This is a genomic window from Escherichia sp. E2586, from assembly GCF_005781105.1.
GTDB lineage: Bacteria > Pseudomonadota > Gammaproteobacteria > Enterobacterales > Enterobacteriaceae > Escherichia.
The window spans coordinates 22,643-43,105 of the sequence record NZ_VATN01000013.1 but is presented as its reverse complement, the minus strand read 5'-3'; the positions used below and the strand labels follow the sequence as shown (position 1 = coordinate 43,105).

At 51.9% G+C, this 20,463-nt stretch carries 20 protein-coding genes; 15 read left to right on the top strand and 5 right to left on the bottom strand.

Features of this window, described 5'->3' with window-relative positions; translation table 11 throughout:
- Positions 1-280: 280 nt before the first annotated feature.
- The 15 genes from aroK (at position 281) to FEK50_RS13945 (ending at position 14,415) form a co-directional block, all read left to right on the top strand.
- Complete coding sequence (gene aroK, locus FEK50_RS14015) at positions 281-802, top strand: shikimate kinase AroK (RefSeq protein WP_001507994.1); 522 nt, start codon at positions 281-283, stop codon at positions 800-802.
- 56 nt (positions 803-858) lie between these two features.
- Entirely contained in the window at positions 859-1,947 is a 1,089-nt protein-coding gene (aroB, locus tag FEK50_RS14010) for a 3-dehydroquinate synthase (RefSeq protein WP_130208963.1), read from the top strand.
- Positions 1,948-2,038: 91 nt separating this feature from the next.
- Entirely contained in the window at positions 2,039-3,328 is a 1,290-nt protein-coding gene (gene damX, locus FEK50_RS14005; RefSeq protein WP_131161834.1) for a cell division protein DamX, read from the top strand.
- A gap of 106 nt (positions 3,329-3,434) precedes the next feature.
- Positions 3,435-4,271 (top strand): adenine-specific DNA-methyltransferase, encoded by an 837-nt coding sequence (gene dam, locus FEK50_RS14000; RefSeq protein WP_130217642.1) that lies wholly within the window; start codon positions 3,435-3,437, stop codon positions 4,269-4,271.
- Between the two features lie 17 nt (positions 4,272-4,288).
- A complete protein-coding gene (gene rpe / locus FEK50_RS13995; protein WP_000816280.1) occupies positions 4,289-4,966 on the top strand; it encodes a ribulose-phosphate 3-epimerase in 678 nt (225 codons plus the stop codon).
- A complete protein-coding gene (gene gph / locus FEK50_RS13990) occupies positions 4,959-5,717 on the top strand; it encodes a phosphoglycolate phosphatase (RefSeq protein WP_130208957.1) in 759 nt (252 codons plus the stop codon). Before rpe ends, gph begins: the two co-directional genes overlap by 8 nt.
- Complete coding sequence (gene trpS / locus FEK50_RS13985; protein ID WP_130208955.1) at positions 5,710-6,714, top strand: tryptophan--tRNA ligase; 1,005 nt, start codon at positions 5,710-5,712, stop codon at positions 6,712-6,714. The genes gph and trpS overlap by 8 nt, the downstream gene beginning before the upstream one ends.
- A 291-nt stretch (positions 6,715-7,005) precedes the next feature.
- A complete protein-coding gene (yhfZ, locus tag FEK50_RS13980; RefSeq protein WP_130208953.1) occupies positions 7,006-7,911 on the top strand; it encodes a GntR family transcriptional regulator YhfZ in 906 nt (301 codons plus the stop codon).
- A 16-nt stretch (positions 7,912-7,927) separates the two neighbouring features.
- Positions 7,928-8,290: a PRD domain-containing protein gene (locus FEK50_RS13975; protein ID WP_130208951.1), complete on the top strand. Its 363-nt coding sequence runs from the start codon at positions 7,928-7,930 to the stop codon at positions 8,288-8,290.
- An 83-nt stretch (positions 8,291-8,373) separates the two neighbouring features.
- Positions 8,374-9,537, top strand: a complete 1,164-nt coding sequence (locus FEK50_RS13970) for a YhfX family PLP-dependent enzyme (protein WP_131161833.1) — start codon at positions 8,374-8,376, stop codon at positions 9,535-9,537.
- Positions 9,537-10,763 (top strand): phosphopentomutase, encoded by a 1,227-nt coding sequence (locus FEK50_RS13965; RefSeq protein WP_131161832.1) that lies wholly within the window; start codon positions 9,537-9,539, stop codon positions 10,761-10,763. The genes FEK50_RS13970 and FEK50_RS13965 overlap by 1 nt, the downstream gene beginning before the upstream one ends.
- Entirely contained in the window at positions 10,760-11,638 is an 879-nt protein-coding gene (locus FEK50_RS13960; protein ID WP_131161831.1) for a phosphotriesterase-related protein, read from the top strand. Before FEK50_RS13965 ends, FEK50_RS13960 begins: the two co-directional genes overlap by 4 nt.
- Before the next feature lie 10 nt (positions 11,639-11,648).
- Positions 11,649-12,002, top strand: a complete 354-nt coding sequence (locus tag FEK50_RS13955) for a DUF2620 domain-containing protein (protein WP_131161830.1) — start codon at positions 11,649-11,651, stop codon at positions 12,000-12,002.
- 11 nt (positions 12,003-12,013) lie between these two features.
- The gene (locus FEK50_RS13950; protein ID WP_130208943.1) at positions 12,014-13,318 is read left to right on the top strand and encodes a YhfT family protein; all 1,305 of its coding nucleotides are present in this window, start codon (positions 12,014-12,016) and stop codon (positions 13,316-13,318) included.
- An 11-nt stretch (positions 13,319-13,329) separates the two neighbouring features.
- Positions 13,330-14,415 carry an aminotransferase class I/II-fold pyridoxal phosphate-dependent enzyme gene (locus tag FEK50_RS13945; protein WP_131161829.1) on the top strand — a complete coding sequence of 362 codons (1,086 nt, stop codon included), beginning with the start codon at positions 13,330-13,332 and terminating at the stop codon, positions 14,413-14,415.
- Between the two features lie 107 nt (positions 14,416-14,522).
- Here the strand turns inward: FEK50_RS13945 and FEK50_RS13940 are convergent, their stop codons facing one another.
- From FEK50_RS13940 to nirB, 5 genes are all read right to left on the bottom strand, one after another.
- Positions 14,523-14,690 (bottom strand): YhfL family protein, encoded by a 168-nt coding sequence (locus FEK50_RS13940; RefSeq protein WP_064527562.1) that lies wholly within the window; start codon positions 14,688-14,690, stop codon positions 14,523-14,525.
- Between the two features lie 401 nt (positions 14,691-15,091).
- Entirely contained in the window at positions 15,092-16,465 is a 1,374-nt protein-coding gene (gene cysG / locus FEK50_RS13935; protein WP_130261013.1) for a siroheme synthase CysG, read from the bottom strand.
- 18 nt (positions 16,466-16,483) lie between these two features.
- Positions 16,484-17,290 (bottom strand): nitrite transporter NirC, encoded by an 807-nt coding sequence (gene nirC, locus FEK50_RS13930; protein WP_135524410.1) that lies wholly within the window; start codon positions 17,288-17,290, stop codon positions 16,484-16,486.
- Positions 17,291-17,416: 126 nt separating this feature from the next.
- On the bottom strand, positions 17,417-17,743 hold the full coding sequence (gene nirD / locus FEK50_RS13925; protein ID WP_000084764.1) for a nitrite reductase small subunit NirD: 327 nt from the start codon (positions 17,741-17,743) through the stop codon (positions 17,417-17,419).
- A complete protein-coding gene (nirB, locus tag FEK50_RS13920; RefSeq protein ID WP_000049201.1) occupies positions 17,740-20,283 on the bottom strand; it encodes an NADPH-nitrite reductase large subunit in 2,544 nt (847 codons plus the stop codon). The genes nirD and nirB overlap by 4 nt, the downstream gene beginning before the upstream one ends.
- Positions 20,284-20,463 lie beyond the last annotated feature (180 nt).

Sequence of the window (20,463 nt, the reverse complement as noted above, 5' to 3'; positions counted from 1 at the left end):
ATGATGATGATTTATCATTCAGGCGGCATTTTGCTGTCTTTTTTACGCTAATCTTACCCGGTGATTTATCGCCAAAGCGGTGATAGCAAGGCAGCATGCCTGCAGCGACCAGATATGCAGAGGGATGGGCGATTTATTCAGTTGCCAAACCTGCTGGAGTATTGAGATAATTTTCAGTCTGACTCTCGCAATATCTTATGAGGTTTCAGTTCATGTCCTGCTGCGCTCTCTGAGCGAAGCGGGTTTATCATTAACGAATAGTCTTAGTAGTACCGAAAAAATGGCAGAGAAACGCAATATCTTTCTGGTTGGGCCTATGGGTGCCGGAAAAAGCACTATTGGGCGCCAGTTAGCTCAACAACTCAATATGGAATTTTACGATTCCGATCAAGAGATTGAGAAACGAACCGGAGCTGATGTGGGCTGGGTTTTCGATTTAGAAGGCGAAGAAGGCTTCCGCGATCGCGAAGAAAAGGTCATCAATGAATTGACCGAGAAGCAGGGTATTGTGCTGGCTACTGGCGGCGGCTCTGTGAAATCCCGCGAAACGCGTAACCGTCTTTCCGCTCGTGGCGTTGTCGTTTATCTTGAAACGACTATCGAAAAGCAACTTGCACGCACGCAGCGTGATAAAAAACGCCCGTTGCTGCACGTTGAAACACCGCCACGTGAAGTTCTGGAAGCGTTGGCCAATGAACGCAATCCGCTGTATGAAGAGATTGCCGACGTGACCATTCGTACTGATGACCAAAGCGCTAAAGTGGTCGCAAACCAGATTATTAACATGCTGGAAAGCAACTAATTCTGGCTTTAAATACACTCGTCTGCGGGTACAGTAATTAAGGTGGATGTCGCGTTATGGAGAGGATAGTCGTCACTCTCGGGGAACGTAGTTACCCAATTACCATCGCATCTGGTTTGTTTAACGAACCAGCTTCATTCTTACCGCTGAAATCGGGCGAGCAGGTGATGTTGGTCACCAACGAAACCCTTGCTCCTCTGTATCTCGATAAGGTCCGCGGCGTACTTGAACAGGCGGGTGTTAACGTCGATAGCGTTATCCTCCCTGACGGCGAGCAGTATAAAAGCCTGGCAGTACTCGACACCGTCTTTACAGCGTTGTTGCAAAAGCCGCATGGCCGCGATACTACACTGGTTGCACTTGGCGGCGGCGTGGTGGGCGATCTTACCGGTTTCGCGGCGGCGAGCTATCAGCGCGGCGTTCGCTTCATTCAAGTCCCAACGACGTTATTGTCGCAGGTTGACTCCTCCGTTGGCGGCAAAACCGCGGTAAACCATCCCCTCGGTAAAAACATGATTGGCGCGTTTTACCAACCTGCATCGGTGGTGGTAGATCTCGATTGTCTGAAAACGCTTCCTCAGCGTGAGTTAGCTTCGGGGCTAGCGGAAGTCATCAAATACGGCATTATTCTTGACGGCGAGTTTTTCCACTGGCTGGAAGAGAATCTCGACGCGCTGCTTCGTCTGGATGGCCCTGCAATGGCGTACTGTATTCGCCGCTGCTGTGAGCTGAAAGCAGAAGTTGTCGCCGCCGACGAGCGTGAAGCTGGCTTACGTGCTTTACTCAATCTTGGACATACCTTTGGTCATGCCATTGAAGCTGAAATGGGCTATGGTAATTGGCTACACGGTGAAGCGGTTGCTGCGGGTATGGTAATGGCGGCGCGCACATCGGAACGTCTCGGGCAGTTCAGTTCTGCCGAAACGCAGCGTATTATTACCCTGCTCACGCGGGCTGGGTTACCGGTCAATGGGCCGCGCGAAATGTCCGCGCAGGCATATTTACCGCATATGCTGCGTGACAAGAAAGTTCTTGCGGGAGAAATGCGCTTAATTCTTCCGCTGGCAATTGGTAAGAGCGAAGTTCGCGGCGGTGTTTCGCACGATATCGTTCTTAACGCCATTGCTGATTGTCAGTTAGCGTAACAACAAGAAAGGTCAGGCCGCTTATCCGGCGGTTTATTAGCTTCAGGTTAATTGCAACGTGGTAAGCATTAACCTTTTAGTGGGGTGTTAAATGGATGAATTCAAACCAGAAGACGAGCTGAAACCCGATCCCAGCGATCGTCGTACTGGTCGTTCTCGTCAATCTTCTGAACGTACTGAACGTGGCGAACCGCAGATCAATTTTGATGATATTGAACTTGATGATACGGATGATCGCCGTCCGACCCGCGCGCAAAAAGAGCGCGATGAGGAACCGGAAATCGAACAAGAATATGACGAATCCGAAGATGAAACGGTGGATGAAGAGCGTGTAGAGCGGCGTCCGCGTAAGCGCAAAAAAGCAGCCAGCAAACCTGCTTCTCGTCAGTATATGATGATGGGCGTCGGTATTCTGGTTCTGTTGCTGTTGATCATCGGTATCGGTTCTGCGTTAAAAGCCCCCTCGACCTCTTCCAGCGATCAAACTGCGTCTGGCGAGAAGAGTATTGATCTTGCTGGCAATGCGACCGATCAGGCGAATGGCGTGCAGCCAGCACCGGGAACCACGTCTGCGGAAAATACTCAGCAGGATGTTTCTCTGCCGCCGATTTCTTCTACGCCGACCCAGGGGCAGACCCCGGCGGCAACGGATGGTCAACAGCGTGTTGAAGTACAGGGTGATCTGAACAATGCCCTGACCCAGCCACAAAATCAGCAACAGCTGAACAATGTGGCGGTAAATTCGACATTGCCGACCGAACCCGCAACGGTTGCGCCAGTACGCAATGGCAATGCATCGCGCGACACGGCAAAAACGCAAACCGCTGAACGTCCGACCACCACACGTCCGCCGCGTCAGCAGGCAGTGATTGAACCGAAAAAACCGCAAGCAACTGTGAAAACCGAACCGAAGCCGGTAGCACAGCAACCGAAGCGTACCGAACCAGCAGCGCCAGTGGCGAGCTCGAAGGCACCGGCTGCGACTTCTACGCCAGCGGCAACGCCAGCGCCGAATGCGACTGCCAGCACGGAGCCGGCACAAACGGCATCTCCGGCGCAAACCACGACAACACCAGCTGCTGGGGCGAAGAGCGCGGGTAATGTTGGTTCGTTGAAATCGGCACCGTCAAGCCATTACACTCTGCAGTTGAGCAGTTCCTCTAACTACGACAACCTGAACGGTTGGGCGAAGAAAGAGAACCTGAAAAACTACGTTGTCTATGAAACGACGCGTAATGGTCAGCCGTGGTATGTCCTGGTTTCTGGCGTGTACGCTTCGAAAGAAGAAGCGAAAAAAGCGGTATCTACATTGCCAGCCGATGTCCAGGCCAAAAATCCTTGGGCGAAACCGCTGCGTCAGGTACAGGCCGATCTGAAGTAATCAAGGCTATTTCCCGCAATGGATAACCGTTGCGGGAACTGCCTGAAGCGCTGGATGCTGTCGGAGCTTTCTCCACAGCCGGAGAAGGTGTAATTAGTTAGTCAGCATGAAGAAAAATCGCGCTTTTTTGAAGTGGGCAGGGGGCAAATATCCCTTGCTTGATGATATTAAACGGCATTTGCCTAAGGGCGAATGTCTGGTTGAGCCTTTTGTTGGTGCCGGGTCGGTGTTTCTTAACACCGACTTTTCTCGTTATATCCTTGCTGATATCAACAGCGATCTGATTAGTCTCTACAACATTGTAAAGACGCGTACTGAAGAGTATGTGCAGGCTGCCCGCGAGCTGTTTGTTCCCGAAACAAATTGCGCCGAGGTCTACTATCAGTTCCGCGAAGAGTTCAACAAAAGCCAGGATCCCTTGCGTCGGGCAGTACTGTTTTTATATTTGAACCGCTACGGTTACAACGGTTTGTGCCGTTACAATCTGCGCGGTGAATTTAATGTGCCGTTTGGCCGTTATAAAAAGCCCTATTTCCCGGAAGCTGAGTTGTATCATTTTGCCGAAAAAGCGCAGAATGCCTTTTTCTATTGTGAGTCTTACGCCGACAGCATGGCGCGCGCAGATGATGCATCCGTCGTCTATTGCGATCCGCCTTATGCGCCGCTTTCTGCGACCGCTAACTTCACGGCGTATCACACAAACAGTTTTACGCTTGAACAACAAGCCCATCTGGCGGAGATCGCAGAAGGTCTGGTTGATCGCCATATTCCTGTGCTGATCTCCAATCACGATACGATGTTAACGCGTGAGTGGTATCAGCGCGCAAAATTGCATGTCGTCAAAGTTCGACGCAGTATAAGCAGCAACGGCGGCACACGTAAAAAGGTGGACGAACTGCTGGCTTTGTACAAACCAGGAGTCGTTTCACCCGCGAAAAAATAATTCTCAAGGAGAAGCGGATGAAACAGTATTTGATTGCCCCCTCAATTCTGTCGGCTGATTTTGCCCGCCTGGGTGAAGATACCGCAAAGGCCCTGGCAGCTGGCGCTGATGTCGTGCATTTTGACGTCATGGATAACCACTATGTTCCCAACCTGACAATTGGGCCAATGGTGCTGAAATCCTTGCGTAACTACGGCATTACCGCCCCTATCGACGTGCATCTGATGGTGAAACCCGTCGATCGCATTGTGCCGGATTTCGCTGCTGCTGGCGCCAGTATCATTACCTTTCATCCAGAAGCCTCCGAGCATGTTGACCGCACGCTGCAACTGATTAAAGAAAATGGCTGTAAAGCGGGGCTGGTATTTAACCCGGCGACACCATTGAGCTATCTGGATTATGTGATGGACAAGCTGGATGTGATCCTGCTGATGTCTGTCAACCCTGGTTTCGGCGGTCAGTCTTTCATTCCGCAAACACTGGATAAACTGCGCGAAGTGCGCCGCCGCATCGATGAGTCGGGCTTTGATATCCGTCTGGAAGTGGACGGTGGCGTGAAGGTGAACAACATTGGCGAAATTGCTGCGGCGGGAGCGGATATGTTCGTCGCCGGTTCGGCAATCTTCGACCAGCCAGACTACAAAAAAGTCATTGATGAAATGCGCAGTGAACTGGCAAAGGTAAGTCATGAATAAGTTTGAAGATATTCGCGGCGTCGCTTTTGATCTCGACGGTACGCTGGTGGACAGTGCTCCAGGTCTTGCTGCTGCGGTAGATATGGCGCTGTATGCGCTGGAGTTGCCCGTTGCAGGCGAAGAACGCGTTATTACCTGGATTGGCAACGGCGCAGATGTCCTGATGGAGCGGGCATTGGCCTGGGCGCGTCAGGAACGTGCGACCCTGCGTAAAACAATGGGTAAACCGCCCGTTGATGACGACATTCCGGCAGAAGAACAGGTACGTATTCTGCGTAAACTGTTCGATCGCTACTATGGCGAGGTTGCCGAAGAGGGGACGTTTTTGTTCCCGCACGTTGCCGATACTCTGGGCGCGTTGCAGGCTAAAGGCCTGCCGCTAGGCCTGGTTACCAACAAACCGACGCCGTTCGTCGCGCCGCTGCTCGAAGCCTTAGATATCGCCAAATACTTCAGCGTGGTGATTGGTGGTGATGACGTGCAAAACAAAAAACCGCATCCGGACCCGCTGTTACTGGTGGCTGCGCGGATGGGAATTGCCCCACAACAGATGCTGTTTGTTGGCGACTCACGCAATGATATTCAGGCGGCAAAAGCGGCAGGTTGCCCATCAGTTGGCTTAACCTACGGATATAACTACGGCGAGGCTATCGATCTCAGCCAGCCTGATGTAATTTATCACTCTATAAATGACCTTCTGCCCGCATTAGGGCTTCCGCATAGCGAAAATCAGGAATCGAAAAATGACTAAGCCCATCGTTTTTAGTGGCGCACAGCCCTCAGGTGAATTGACCATTGGTAACTACATGGGTGCGCTGCGTCAGTGGGTAAACATGCAGGATGACTACCATTGCATTTACTGCATCGTTGACCAACATGCCATCACCGTGCGCCAGGATGCGCAAAAGCTGCGTAAAGCGACGCTGGATACGCTGGCCCTGTACCTGGCATGTGGCATCGATCCTGAGAAAAGCACCATTTTTGTTCAGTCCCATGTACCAGAACATGCGCAGCTAGGCTGGGCGTTGAACTGCTATACCTACTTCGGCGAACTGAGCCGCATGACCCAGTTCAAAGATAAATCTGCGCGTTATGCCGAGAACATCAACGCTGGTCTGTTTGACTATCCGGTGCTGATGGCGGCGGACATCCTGCTGTATCAAACCAATCTGGTGCCGGTCGGTGAAGATCAGAAACAGCATCTGGAACTGAGCCGCGATATCGCCCAGCGTTTCAACGCGCTGTATGGCGATATTTTTAAAGTACCGGAGCCGTTTATTCCGAAATCTGGCGCGCGCGTAATGTCGCTGCTGGAGCCGACCAAGAAGATGTCCAAGTCTGACGATAACCGCAATAACGTTATCGGCCTGCTGGAAGATCCGAAATCGGTAGTGAAGAAAATCAAACGTGCGGTCACTGACTCCGACGAGCCACCGGTAGTTCGCTACGATGTGCAGAACAAAGCGGGCGTTTCCAACCTGCTGGATATCCTTTCTGCAGTTACTGGCAAGAGCATCCCGGAACTGGAAAAACAGTTCGAAGGCAAGATGTATGGTCATCTGAAAGGCGAAGTGGCTGATGCCGTTTCCGGTATGCTGACTGAATTGCAGGAACGCTATCACCGTTTCCGCAATGACGAAGCCTTCCTGCAACAGGTGATGAAAGACGGCGCAGAAAAAGCCAGCGCGCACGCTTCCCGTACGCTGAAAGCGGTGTATGAAGCGATTGGTTTTGTGGCGAAGCCGTAATTCACTATTGCTGGCAAATTGCGCTTTGTTCATGCCGGATGCGGCGTGAACGCCTTATCCGGCCTACAAAGTAATGCACATATTGCAAGGAAATGTAGGCCTGATAAGCGTAGCGCCATCAGGCAATTTTGCTTTTATCATCACTCTGAAACTGGGGAAACCCGGTTTTTTTATCCTCTTTTCGCAACAACCCGAAAAAATGTGAAGTGCCTCGCCGTTTCCACATCTCTTAGTTGCCACTTATCTTCATTTTAATGAAGATATAAATATTCACTTTATTGAAAATATATTATGCGTCGAACGTTTATCAAAAAAGAAGGCGTCGTCATCACGACTCTGGCTCGTTATTTGTTAGGTGAAAAGTGCGGTAATCGATTGAAAACCATAGATGAACTGGCAACTGAATGCCATTCATCGGTTGGTCTGACACAGGCCGCGCTGAAAACGCTGGAATCAAGCGGCGCGATTAGAATTGAACGCCGTGGGCGCAATGGCAGTTATCTGGTCGAGATGAATAACAAAGCATTGCTGACTCATGTGGATATCAACAACGTGGTATGTGCGATGCCCTTGCCCTATACCCGTTTGTACGAAGGACTGGCAAGCGGGCTGAAAGCTCAGTTTGATAGCATTCCTTTTTATTATGCGCATATGCGCGGCGCGGATATTCGCGTGGAGTGTTTACTTAACGGCGTCTATGACATGGCGGTAGTGTCCCGCCTGGCGGCAGAAAGTTATCTCACGCAAAAAGGGTTATGCCTGGCGCTGGAACTTGGGCCGCATACCTATGTTGGCGAGCACCAGCTGATTTGCCGTAAAGGGGCGTCTGGCAACGTGAAACGCGTGGGGCTGGATAACCGCTCGGCGGATCAGAAAATCATGACCGATGTCTTTTTTGGCAATAGCGATGTGGAGCGCGTCGACCTCTCATATCACGAGAGTTTACAACGCATTGTAAAAGGCGATGTCGATGCGGTTATCTGGAACGTGGTGGCGGAAAGCGAACTGGCCATGCTGGGATTAGAAGCGACGCCGCTGACGAACGATCCACGATTTTTACAGGCCACTGAAGCCGTGGTGCTAACGCGAGCCGATGATTACCCGATGCAACAATTGCTACGTGCGGTTGTTGATAAACATGCCCTGCTTGCTCATCAACAGCGAGTCGTCAGTGGGGAACTTGAACCCAGTTATTAAGCGAAAGGCGTCTTAAATGGAAAACAGACTCAACCTGCTTTGCGAGGCAGGCGTCATTGATAAGGACATCTGCAAAGGCATGATGCAGGTCGTCAAAGTACTGGAAACAGAATGCCATCTTCCCATACGCAGCGAGCAGGGAACGATGGCGATGACGCATATGGCGAGTGCGCTGATGCGCAGTCGTCGGGGCGAACACATACTGCCGCTGGATGACGAATTACTGGCGGAACTGGCGCAATCCACATACTGGCCAGCGATTGTGCAATTGCATCAGGTGCTATTGAAGGAATTCGCGCTGGAAATTAACCCGTGTGAAGAAGGGTATTTGCTGGCCAATCTCTATGGATTATGGATGGCCGCCAACGAAGGTGTCTGAGTTATACGGCAAATCCGCGTCACATAACTTAAATATTCAAAAAAATGAATGTTTAATTCAAGGAATAGAAACGAGGCAACAAGATGTTTGTAGAAGCATTGAAACGCCAGAACCCAGCGCTGATTTCCGCCGCACTAAGCTTGTGGCAACAGGGCAAGATCGCCCCGGACAGTTGGGTTGTCGACGTGGATCAGTTACTGGAAAACGGTAAGAGGCTGATTGAGACGGCGCGGCTTTACGGCATTGAGCTGTATCTGATGACCAAGCAGTTTGGCCGTAATCCATGGCTGGCGGAAAAACTTCTGGCACTGGGCTACAGCGGCATTGTGGCGGTGGATTACAAAGAGGCGCGGGTCATGCGCCGCGCCGGTCTGCCGGTGGCGCATCAGGGACATCTGGTGCAAATCCCTTGTCACCAGGTTTCTGACGCCGTTGCACAGGGAACTGACGTCATCACCGTGTTTACTCTCGATAAAGCGCGGGAAGTCTCTGCGGCAGCGGTGAATGCTGGACGTGTGCAGTCTGTGCTGCTCAAAGTTTATAGCGATGATGATTTTCTTTATCCGGGCCAGGAGAGCGGTTTTCCCCAAAACACGCTGCATGACATTGTCGCTGAAATCCAGAAACTGCCGGGACTACATTTAGCGGGACTTACCCATTTCCCTTGCCTGCTTTGGGATGAAACAAGCGGGAAAGTTTTGCCGACACCGAATCTTCACACGCTGGTACAAGCACGGGATCAACTGGCGAAATCTGGTATTGCGATTGAGCAACTGAACGCGCCTTCAGCGACCAGCTGCACTTCGCTGCCATTATTGGCGGAATACGGTGTGACTCATGCCGAACCCGGTCATGCACTGACGGGCACTATTCCGGCAAACCAGCAGGGCGATCAGCCTGAACGTATCGCCATGCTCTGGTTAAGTGAAATCTCCCATCATTTCCGTGGCGACAGCTACTGCTACGGCGGCGGTTACTACCGGCGTGGTCATGCTCACCGCGCTCTGGTTTTTACTAAAGAAAATCAAAAGATTACTGAAACTAACCTCAAAACTGTAGATGACAGCAGTATCGACTACACCCTGCCGTTAGCAGGTGAGTTTCCGGTGAGCAGCGCGGTGGTGCTCTGTTTTCGTACGCAGATTTTTGTTACCCGCAGTGATGTCGTGCTGGTATCGGGTATTCAGCGTGGCGAACCGGAGATCGTCGGTCGTTATGACAGTCTTGGAAACTCTCTGGGGGCGTAATGGCGCGATTCGTGGTGTTAGTGATTGATAGCTTTGGCGTAGGCGCAATGAAAGATGTCACGCTGGTGCGTCCGCAGGATGCGGGAGCGAATACCTGTGGTCACATTCTGAGCCAGCTGCCGCATTTGCAGCTGCCAACGCTGGAGAAAATGGGGCTAATCAACGCATTAGGTTATGCGCCTGGAGATATGCAGCCGTCAGATTCTGCAACCTGGGGCGTGGCAGAGCTGCAACATGAAGGTGGCGATACCTTTATGGGGCATCAGGAAATTTTAGGCACGCGCCCGTTACCGCCGCTACGGATGCCCTTTCGCGATGTGCTTGACCGTGTTGAGCAAGCATTACTTAACGCTGGCTGGCAGGTGGAGCGCCGTGGCGATGATCTGCAATTTCTGTGGGTCAATCAGGCGGTTGCGATTGGCGATAATCTCGAGGCGGATTTAGGCCAGGTCTATAACATCACCGCCAATCTCTCTGTGATCTCTTTTGACGACGCAATCAAAATTGGTCGTATCGTGCGTGACCAGGTACAGGTCGGTCGGGTCATTACATTTGGCGGCTTGTTAACCGACAGTCAGCGTATTCTCGATGCCGCAGAAAGCAAAGAAGGGCGCTTTATTGGCATCAACGCGCCGCGTTCTGGCGCTTATGACAACGGCTTCCAGGTCGTGCATATGGGCTATGGCGTCGATGAAAAAGTGCAGGTGCCGCAAAAACTGTATGAAGCGGGCGTGCCAACCGTGCTGGTGGGTAAGGTGGCAGATATCGTCAGCAATCCTTATGGCGTGAGCTGGCAAAACCTGGTGGATAGCCAGCGGATTATGGATATCACCCTCGACGAATTTATCACCCATCAGACAGCGTTTATTTGCACCAACATTCAGGAAACCGACCTCGCTGGTCACGCAGAAGACGTCGCACGTTATGCCGAACGTTTGCAGGTCGTTGACCGTAATCTTGCTCTCCTGGTTGAGGCGATGCAGCCAGATGACTGCCTGATTGTCATGGCGGATCACGGCAACGACCCGACAATCGGTCACAGCCACCATACCCGCGAAGTCGTGCCTGTGCTGGTTTATCAGCAAGGGCTGATCCATACGCAACTCGGTGTGCGCACCACGCTTTCTGATGTGGGGGCTACCGTGTGTGAATTTTTCCGTGCGCCACCGCCACAAAATGGTCGCTCTTTTCTTTCCTCCCTCCGGTTTGCAGGAGACACCCTATGAGTTTTGATCCGACGGGTTACACCCTGGCCCATGAGCATCTGCATATTGATCTCTCCGGCTTTAAAAACAACGTGGACTGCCGCCTTGATCAGTATGCGTTCATTTGCCAGGAGATGAACGACCTGATGGCCCAGGGCGTGCGTAATGTGATTGAGATGACCAACCGTTACATGGGGCGCAATGCGCAATTTATGCTCGATGTAATGCGTGAGACGGGGATCAACGTGGTGGCCTGTACCGGTTATTACCAGGACGCGTTTTTCCCGGAACATGTGGCGACCCGCAGCGTGCAGGAACTGGCGCAGGAGATGGTCGATGAAATTGAACAGGGTATCGATGGCACCGACCTGAAAGCCGGGATTATCGCGGAGATTGGTTCCAGCGAAGGAAAGATTACGCCGCTGGAAGAGAAGGTATTTATTGCCGCCGCGCTGGCACATAACCAGACCGGACGCCCGATCTCCACACATACCTCTTTTAGCACCATGGGGCTGGAACAACTGGCGCTACTGCACGCCCACGGAGTTGATCTTTCGCGTGTCACCGTTGGTCACTGCGATCTGAAAGACAACCTCGACAACATTTTGAAGATGATCGATCTCGGCGCGTACGTGCAGTTCGACACCATTGGTAAGAACAGTTACTACCCGGACGAAAAGCGTATTGCGATGCTTCATGCGCTACGCGACCGTGGGTTGCTGAACCGCGTCATGCTGTCGATGGATATTACGCGCCGCTCTCATTTAAAAGCCAACGGTGGTTATGGCTATGACTATTTATTGACCACCTTTATTCCGCAATTGCGCCAGTCAGGATTCAGTCAGGCCGATGTGGATGTGATGTTACGTGAAAATCCCTCTCAATTTTTCCAATAAGGACAGACTAATGAAAAAGATTGGCGTTGCAGGCTTACAGCGTGAGCAGATTAAAAAAACCATTGAAGCGACGGCTCCAGGCTGTTTTGAAGTTTTCATTTATAACGACATGGAAGCAGCGATGAAGGTGAAATCCGGGCAACTGGATTACTACATCGGCGCGTGTAATACCGGTGCGGGCGCGGCATTGTCGATTGCCATCGCGGTGATTGGCTATAACAAAAGTTGCACCATTGCCAAGCCGGGCATTAAAGCGAAAGACGAGCATATCGCCGAAATGATCGCCGAAGGGAAAGTGGCGTTTGGGCTTTCCGTTGAGCACGTCGAACACGCGATTCCGATGTTGATTAACCATCTGAAATAAAAGGCACGACTATGGATCTGTATATTCAGATTATCGTGGTGGCGTGCCTGACGGGTATGACATCGCTTCTGGCGCATCGCTCGGCGGCTGTTTTTCATGACGGTATCCGCCCGATCCTGCCGCAGCTGATTGAAGGCTATATGAACCGTCGCGAGGCGGGGAGTATCGCTTTTGGTCTGAGCATTGGTTTTGTGGCCTCGGTGGGGATCTCTTTTACCCTGAAAACCGGGCTACTCAACGCATGGTTACTCTTTCTTCCTACCGATATCCTCGGCGTACTGGCGATAAACAGCCTGATGGCGTTTGGTCTTGGCGCTATCTGGGGGATATTGATCCTCACATGCCTGTTGCCGGTAAACCAGCTGCTGACCGCGCTACCGGTGGATGTATTAGGTAGCCTGGGGGAATTAAGCTCACCGGTGGTTTCAGCGTTTGCACTGTTCCCGCTGGTAGCGATTTTCTACCAGTTTGGCTGGAAGCAAAGTCTGATCGCTGCCGTGGTTGTGCTGATGACCCGTGTGGTGGTAGTGCGCTATTTCCCGCATCTCAATCCGGAATCCATCGAAATCTTTATTGGCATGGTGATGCTGCTGGGGATCGCGATAACTCACGACCTGCGTCATCGTGATGAAAATGATCTTGATACAAGCGGACTTTCCGTCTTTGAAGAGCGTACGTCGCGGATTATCAAAAATTTACCCTATATCGCCATCGTGGGGGCATTGATTGCTGCCGTTGCCAGCATGAAGATTTTTGCTGGTAGCGAAGTGTCGATCTTCACACTGGAGAAAGCATATTCCGCAGGCGTAACGCCGGAACAATCGCAAACGCTGATCAATCAGGCGGCACTGGCGGAATTTATGCGTGGGCTGGGGTTTGTGCCGTTGATTGCCACCACCGCGTTAGCCACCGGCGTATATGCAGTTGCGGGCTTTACCTTTGTTTATGCGGTGGGCTATCTCTCGCCGAATCCGATGGTTGCAGCGGTATTAGGCGCAGTGGTTATTTCGGCAGAAGTCTTGCTGCTTCGTTCGATCGGCAAATGGCTGGGGCGCTACCCGTCGGTGCGTAATGCGTCGGATAACATCCGTAACGCCATGAATATGCTGATGGAAGTGGCGCTGCTGGTCGGTTCGATTTTCGCAGCAATTAAGATGGCGGGTTATACCGGATTCTCTATCGCGGTTGCCATTTACTTCCTCAACGAATCCCTGGGCCGTCCGGTACAGAAAATGGCGGCACCAGTCGTGGCAGTAATGATCACCGGCATCCTGCTGAATGTTCTTTACTGGCTTGGCCTGTTCGTTCCGGCTTAAGGAAGGCATCGATGAAGACGTTTCCTCTGCAAAGCCTGACGATTATTGAGGCGCAGCAAAAGCAGTTTGCGCTGGTGGATAGCATTTGCCGCCATTTCCCCGGCAGCGAGTTTCTTACTGGCGGTGATTTAGGGTTAACTCCAGGTCTGAATCAACCGCGTATTACCCAACGGGTGGAGCAGGTGCTGGCTGATGCATTTCACGCACAGGCCGCGGCGCTGGTGCAGGGCGCGGGGACTGGAGCAATTCGCGCCGGGCTGGCGGCTTTGCTCAAACCGGGGCAGCGTCTTCTGGTGCATGACGCGCCTGTTTATCCGACGACGCAGGTCATTGTTGAGCAGATGGGGCTGACGCTTATCACTGCTGATTTCAATGACCTGGCGGCACTTAAGCAGGTCGTCGAAGAGCAACAACCGGATGCGGCGCTAGTACAGCATACGCGCCAGCAGCCACAGGACAGCTACATGCTGGCAGATGTGCTGGCAACGTTGCGCTCGTCTGGCGTTCCAGCGTTAACCGATGACAACTATGCGGTGATGAAGGTAGCGCGAATCGGCTGCGAATGCGGGGCGAATGTTTCGACATTCTCCTGCTTCAAGCTGTTTGGGCCAGAGGGTGTTGGCGCGGTGGTAGGTGATGCCGATGTTATTAGTCGGATTCGCGCCACGCTTTACTCCGGCGGCAGCCAGATTCAGGGTGCTCAGGCGCTGGAAGTGTTGCGTGGGCTGGTGTTCGCGCCTGTAATGCATGCGGTGCAGGCGGGCGTTTCTGAACGGTTGCTGGCTTTACTTAACGGTGGTGCGGTGCCGGAAGTTAAAAACGCCGTCATTGCTAATGCGCAGTCGAAAGTATTAATTGTGGAGTTTCATCAGCCGATTGCCGCCAGGGTGCTGGAAGAGGCGCAAAAGCGCGGCGCGTTGCCTTACCCGGTGGGTGCGGAGTCGAAATATGAAATCCCGCCGCTCTTTTACCGCCTTTCCGGAACGTTTCGCCAGGCGAATCCACAATTAGAACATTGTGCGATTCGCATTAATCCGAATCGTAGTGGTGAAGAGACGGTGCTGCGGATTTTGCGTGAGAGTATTGCCAGCGTTTAATCGTTGTGAATGACGTTTTCGGAGTTAATACAAAAACAAATACGCCCTCAGGTAATCCCGAGGGCGTCAGGTAATTAAATCAGCGTTAGCTAATTTCAGTCAGAGACTTACTGTGCAGTAGGACCGCAGCCGCCAATGATTTTAGAAATAGAAATTGCCGGGTGCAGCAGGTAGTCGTAAGAGCAGTTCTTTTCACGGTTTTCAATATGACCAGTACATGCAGTTAATGTTGCCAGGACTGCACCAACCAGTGCCACTTTAATAAACTTGTTCATTTTCATTCCCTATGTAAAATATATCGAGTAATATTCATTGATTATGTGAATATAAGCAAACAGCTCGCTAAAGACGATACAGGAATATCTATTGTGCGTCAGTGAACGGACTATGAATATTATGCTTATATTTGTAAGCCGCTGTAACTGCAGGGCGTTATTAAAATAAATTATACTCGTCATACTTCAAGTTGCATGTGCTGCGTCTGCGTTCGCTCACCCCAGTCACTTACTCATGTAAGCTCCTGGGGATTCACTCGCTTGTCGCCTTCCTGCAACTCGACTTATTTAGAGTATAGTTAAAAGTTTGTTTTATGTATGCTGAAAATAAACATTAATATAAGTATGTTTGTAAATAAAAAAAGGCCAGAAATATCCGGCCTTAGTTAATTTTTTTTAAATTAATGGTTAGAGAACCAATTTAATTTATTGCGCAGGCCAACGACCCGACCAATAATAATTAATGATGGGCTGTTCATTTGTTGAGCCAGTTCACCTAGCTGCGCGAGCGTACCGTCAATCACGCGCTGCGTGACTGCCGTGCCGTTTTCAACAATCGCCACTGGTATTTCACCAGGCATTCCGTGTTCAATCAGTTTTTGCTGAATGGTCGCGGCCTGATTCAGCCCCATATAGAATACCAGCGTCTGTTTTTCTGCCGCCAGATTTTCCCAGTCCAGCTCGCCACCGGTTTTTAAGTGTCCGGTAATTAAGCGTACGCTCTGAGCATAATCGCGATGCGTAAGTGGAATACCCGAATAGGCAGAGCAACCAGAAGCTGCGGTAATACCCGGAACCACCGAGAACGGAATACCCGCGTTGCACAGTGTTTCCAGCTCTTCGCCACCACGGCCGAAAATAAACGGATCGCCGCCTTTCAGACGCACTACGCGTTTGCCTTTTTGCGCTTCCCGCAGCAGGATCTGGTTAATCTCTTCCTGCGGTACGCAGTGATATCCCGCGCGTTTACCGACGAAGACACGATCCGCATCTCGACGTACCAGATTCATAATATCGTCAGAAACCAGACGGTCGTAGACCACCACATCAGCCTGCTGAATTTGTTGCAGACCTTTCAGAGTCAGCAGCCCGGCATCGCCCGGACCTGCGCCAACCAGCACCACTTCACCACGATGATCGAGCGGTTCGTTGATTAACTGTTCGGTGGTTTCAGTAATGGCTTTCTGATCGTTGTTTGCCAGCGACTGCGCCAGGCGGTCGTTAACGAACAATTTTTCCCAGAAACGGCGACGTTCACCCATCGTGGCGAACTGTTGTTTGACCCGACCGCGTAACTGCCCGGCATATTTCGCCACCTGGCCCAGATGCAGCGGCAGCAGTGATTCAAGTTTTTCGCGCAACAGTCGCGCCAGAACCGGAGAGGTCCCGCCAGAGGAGACCGCTACCATTAGCGGTGAGCGGTCAATAATCGACGGCATAATAAAGCTGGCGGCTTTCGGCGCATCGACCACGTTACAGAAGATACGACGAGATTCAGCAGCTTCGCTGACACGCTGGTTAAGCGCGTCATCATCCGTCGCTGCAATCGCCAGCCAGCAGGTGTCGAGAAGGCTTTCATCAAATGGCCCTTCGACGAGGGTTAACATGCCTGCATCTGCCCATGCGGTGAACTGTGGAATAAACGCTAATGCATTCACCGTTAAGCGAGCGCCTGCGTCTAACAGCAACCTTGCTTTGCGTTCCGCGACATCACCACCGCCGACAATCAGACAGTCGCGATCGCGTAATTGGCAAAATATAGGCAAATGATCCACGTAAAAACCCCTTAGTAATTAACCAGCAGCCGTTTCAGTTTGATTAAATTTGTCCGCAATCGGACGATTCGCTTTCGGCGTAGCATACCAATAACCCAATCCCATGAATACGGCGCTCGATAAAGTATTACCCAGCGTCACCCACAGCAGGTTATGACCGATACCCGCCAGCGTGTAGGCCTCGCTGTGGTTGCCGAACCAGGAGAGCGCGAACAGCGTCATGTTAGCGATGGAGTGCTCATAGCCGGACGCGATAAATGCCAGCAGACACCACCAGATAGCGATAAACTTCGCCGCCCCTTCAGTGCGCAACGCCATCCAGATTGCCAGGCAAACCAGCCAGTTACACAATGCACCTTTGAAGAACAGTACCATTGCCGGTGCGGTGGTTTTAGCCAGCGCGACGGAGTGAACGATGCTGGTATCTACCGGCAGCAGGCTACCACCGCCCCAGCTATAGAGCATGGCAACAAAGACGGAACCGACCAGATTACCCAGCCAGGTTTGCGGCAGGATTGCCCACATTTGCCCGTGGCTGATGGTGCCCGCTTTCACCCCAAAGGTGAGGAACATTGTGTGTCCGGTGAACAGTTCAGAACCGGCGATAATCACCAGCGTTAAGGCGATACCAAAAGTCGCGCCCATCACCAGAGGACGTATGGACGGATCGAGCAAATTACCGAGCGTGAAAATCAGGATGATCCCAAGACCCACATACGCGCCCGCCATGGCGGAGCTGACCCAAAAGCCGAGCGGGTTATTTGCCGACAGGCGAGCAATGCGCGCAGCATTAGCCGCACACTTATTAATAGTGTCTGTAAACATTTGATTATCCTTTAAAAAAATAAAAACAAAAAGTAAAACAAAAAGTTTAAAAAATGTCCTGCAATATACCGAAGGTCATTACAGGACAATGCAAAAAGGGGAGGCATTGCGCCTCCCGTTAAAACATTAACCGCGTAGCTGTACCACGCCGTCTTTCACTCGTGCTTCGTAATGCTTGACGGAAAACTGCTCGTCTTCCATGCACAAGCCGTCGCTTAAGCGAAAACGCTGTTTTTTCAGCGGGCTGGCGACCCACAGCTCGCCCTGGTGTTCCGCAATCAGCCCGCGTGACAGCACGCTGGATTCGAAGAACGGATCGATGTTGCTGATCGCAAACACCTGATCGCTGTGATACGGGCGGAAAATCGCGACCTGCTCGTCACCTAACAGCGCGCAGACGCCGGTTTCAGGCAGGATGTCATCGATTTTGCAGATGTCTTTCCACTGGCTCATGCGTTGTCCTCCACCAGAGTTACCGGGATACGTTCATACGGCGTTGCCGGACGGTGCTGTTCGCGCTCTGGCACCATCTGCACGTTCGGGTCACGCTTGTCGCTGTTGATGAAGTGTTTGAAGCGAGTCTGCGCAGACGGCGTGTTGACCGTTTCAGTCCACTCACACACTACCGCTTCACGCAGGCGCGCCATCTCTTCTTCCAGATGTGCGTTCAGCCCCAGTTTGTCGTCAATGATCACCGCTTTCAGGTAATCAATGCCGCCTTCGAGGTTTTCTAACCACGGTGCGGTACGCGTCAGTTTGTCGGCGGTACGGATGTAGAACATCATGAAGCGGTCGAGGTATTTGATCAGCGTTTCGCGATCGATATCCGCCGCCAGCAGATCCGCATGACGCGGTTTCATGCCGCCGTTACCGCAAACGTATAGATTCCAGCCTTTTTCAGTGGCGATAATACCCACGTCTTTACCCTGAGCTTCTGAACATTCACGGGTACAGCCGGAGACACCGAACTTCATTTTGTGCGGAGTACGGATGCCTTTGTAGCGGTTTTCCAGTTCCACGCCGAGGCCGACGCTGTCGCCAACGCCGTAGCGGCACCAGGTGCTACCCACGCAGGTTTTCGCCATACGCAGTGCTTTCGCATAGGCATGACCGGTTTCGAAGCCTGCTTCAATCAGCTGACGCCAGATCTCCGGCAGATCGTCTTTTTGTGCGCCAAACATCGCCAGGCGCTGGGAGCCGGTGATTTTGGTGTAGAGATTAAATTCACGCGCGATACGACCCACTGCCATCAGCCCTTCCGGGGTGATTTCACCGCCCGGAGAACGCGGGATCACCGAGTAGGTGCCGTCTTTCTGGATGTTAGCGAGGAAGTTGTCGTTAGAATCCTGCAGCGGAGTATGTTCCGGCTTCAGAATGTATTCGTTCCAGCAGGAGGCCAGCAGCGAACCGACGGTCGGTTTACAAACTTCACAACCGTAGCCTTTGCCGTGTTTCGCCAGCAGTTCTTCGAAGGTTTTAATGCCTTCAACGCGGATCAAATGGAACAGTTCCTGACGCGAATAAGCAAAGTGTTCGCACAGGTTGTTGTTAACTTCGATGCCCTGTTTCGCCAGTTCCGCGTTCAGTACCTGAGTGACCAGCGGGATACAGCCACCGCAGCCAGTACCCGCTTTGGTTTCGGCTTTCAGCGCCGCAACGGTGTGGCAGCCTTTGTTGATGGCAGCAATCAGATCGCCTTTGGTGACGTCGAAGCAGGAGCAGATTTGCGCGCTGTCCGGCAGTTTATCAACACCGATAGACGGCTTACCGCTACCAGAGTGCGCTGGCAGGATCAGGGAATCCGGGTTTTCCGGCAGCTCGATAGCGTTCAGCACCAGTTGCAGCAGATTACCGTAGTCGCTGGTATCGCCCACCAGTACCGCGCCGAGCAGGGTTTTGTTGTCTTCGCTGACAATCAGGCGTTTGTAGATCTCTTTGCTTTCGTCGAGGTAAACGTAGCTACGTGCGCCAGGCGTGCGACCGTGTGCATCACCAATACCGCCTACGTCTACGCCCAGCAGTTTCAACTTGGCGCTAAGGTCAGCACCTTCAAAGGCGTTTTCGTTGCCAAGAATGTGGTCAACGGCGACCTGCGCCATTTTGTAGCCAGGTGCTACCAGACCAAATACACGGTTGTTCCAGCTTGCGCATTCACCGATGGCGTAGATATCCGGATCGGAAGTCTGGCAGGAATCATTAATGACAATACCCCCACGCGGAGCTACGTCCAGACCACACTGGGTTGCCAGCTTATCGCGCGGACGGATACCGGTAGAGAAGACGATAAAGTCAACTTCCAGCTCACTGCCGTCGGCAAAACGCATGGTTTTACGCGCTTCAACACCTTCCTGCACAATCTCAAGGGTGTTTTTGCTGGTGTGAACGCGTACACCCATGCTCTCGATTTTGCGACGCAGCTGCTCGCCGCCCATCTGATCAAGCTGTTCCGCCATCAGCATAGGGGCAAATTCAATAACGTGGGTTTCAATACCTAAGTTTTTCAGCGCGCCAGCGGCTTCCAGACCTAACAGGCCGCCACCAACAACGGCACCGCGCTTGCTGCGACGGGCGCAGGATTCAATGGCGTTGAGGTCTTCAATGGTGCGATAGACAAAGCAGTCCTGAGTATCAGAACCTTTGATTGGCGGGATCCACGGATAGGAACCGGTCGCCATGATCAGCTTGTCATAAAAAACGGTACGCCCGGCGCTGGAGTGGATCACCTTCTCCTGACGGTTGATGGTGATAGCGCGTTCGCCGACCAGAACTTTGATGCCGTGTTTCTCGTAGAAGCCTTCGCGCACCAGCGACAGCTCTTCGGCGGTGTGGTGAGAGAAGTAAGACGAGAGGTGTACGCGGTCATAAGCGATGCGCGGTTCTTCACAGAAAACGGTAATATCAAAGTTGGCCGCATCAGATTTATCAAGAAGATCTTCGATAAAGCGATGGCCGACCATACCGTTACCGATAATTGCGAGTCTGACTTTGCTCATTTTTGCCTCGATTTCTTTTTTATTACCGCCTACCTTAACGATTCAGCAACCCCGCTTATTGATGTAAATCAAATTCACCTTTATATACTCCTTAAGTGGTATATTGCTGATTTGTATAAATTTTCTTAAGTCACGGAATTGTCTGATATTTCATGTTTGTGTAAAAAACACACAAAATGA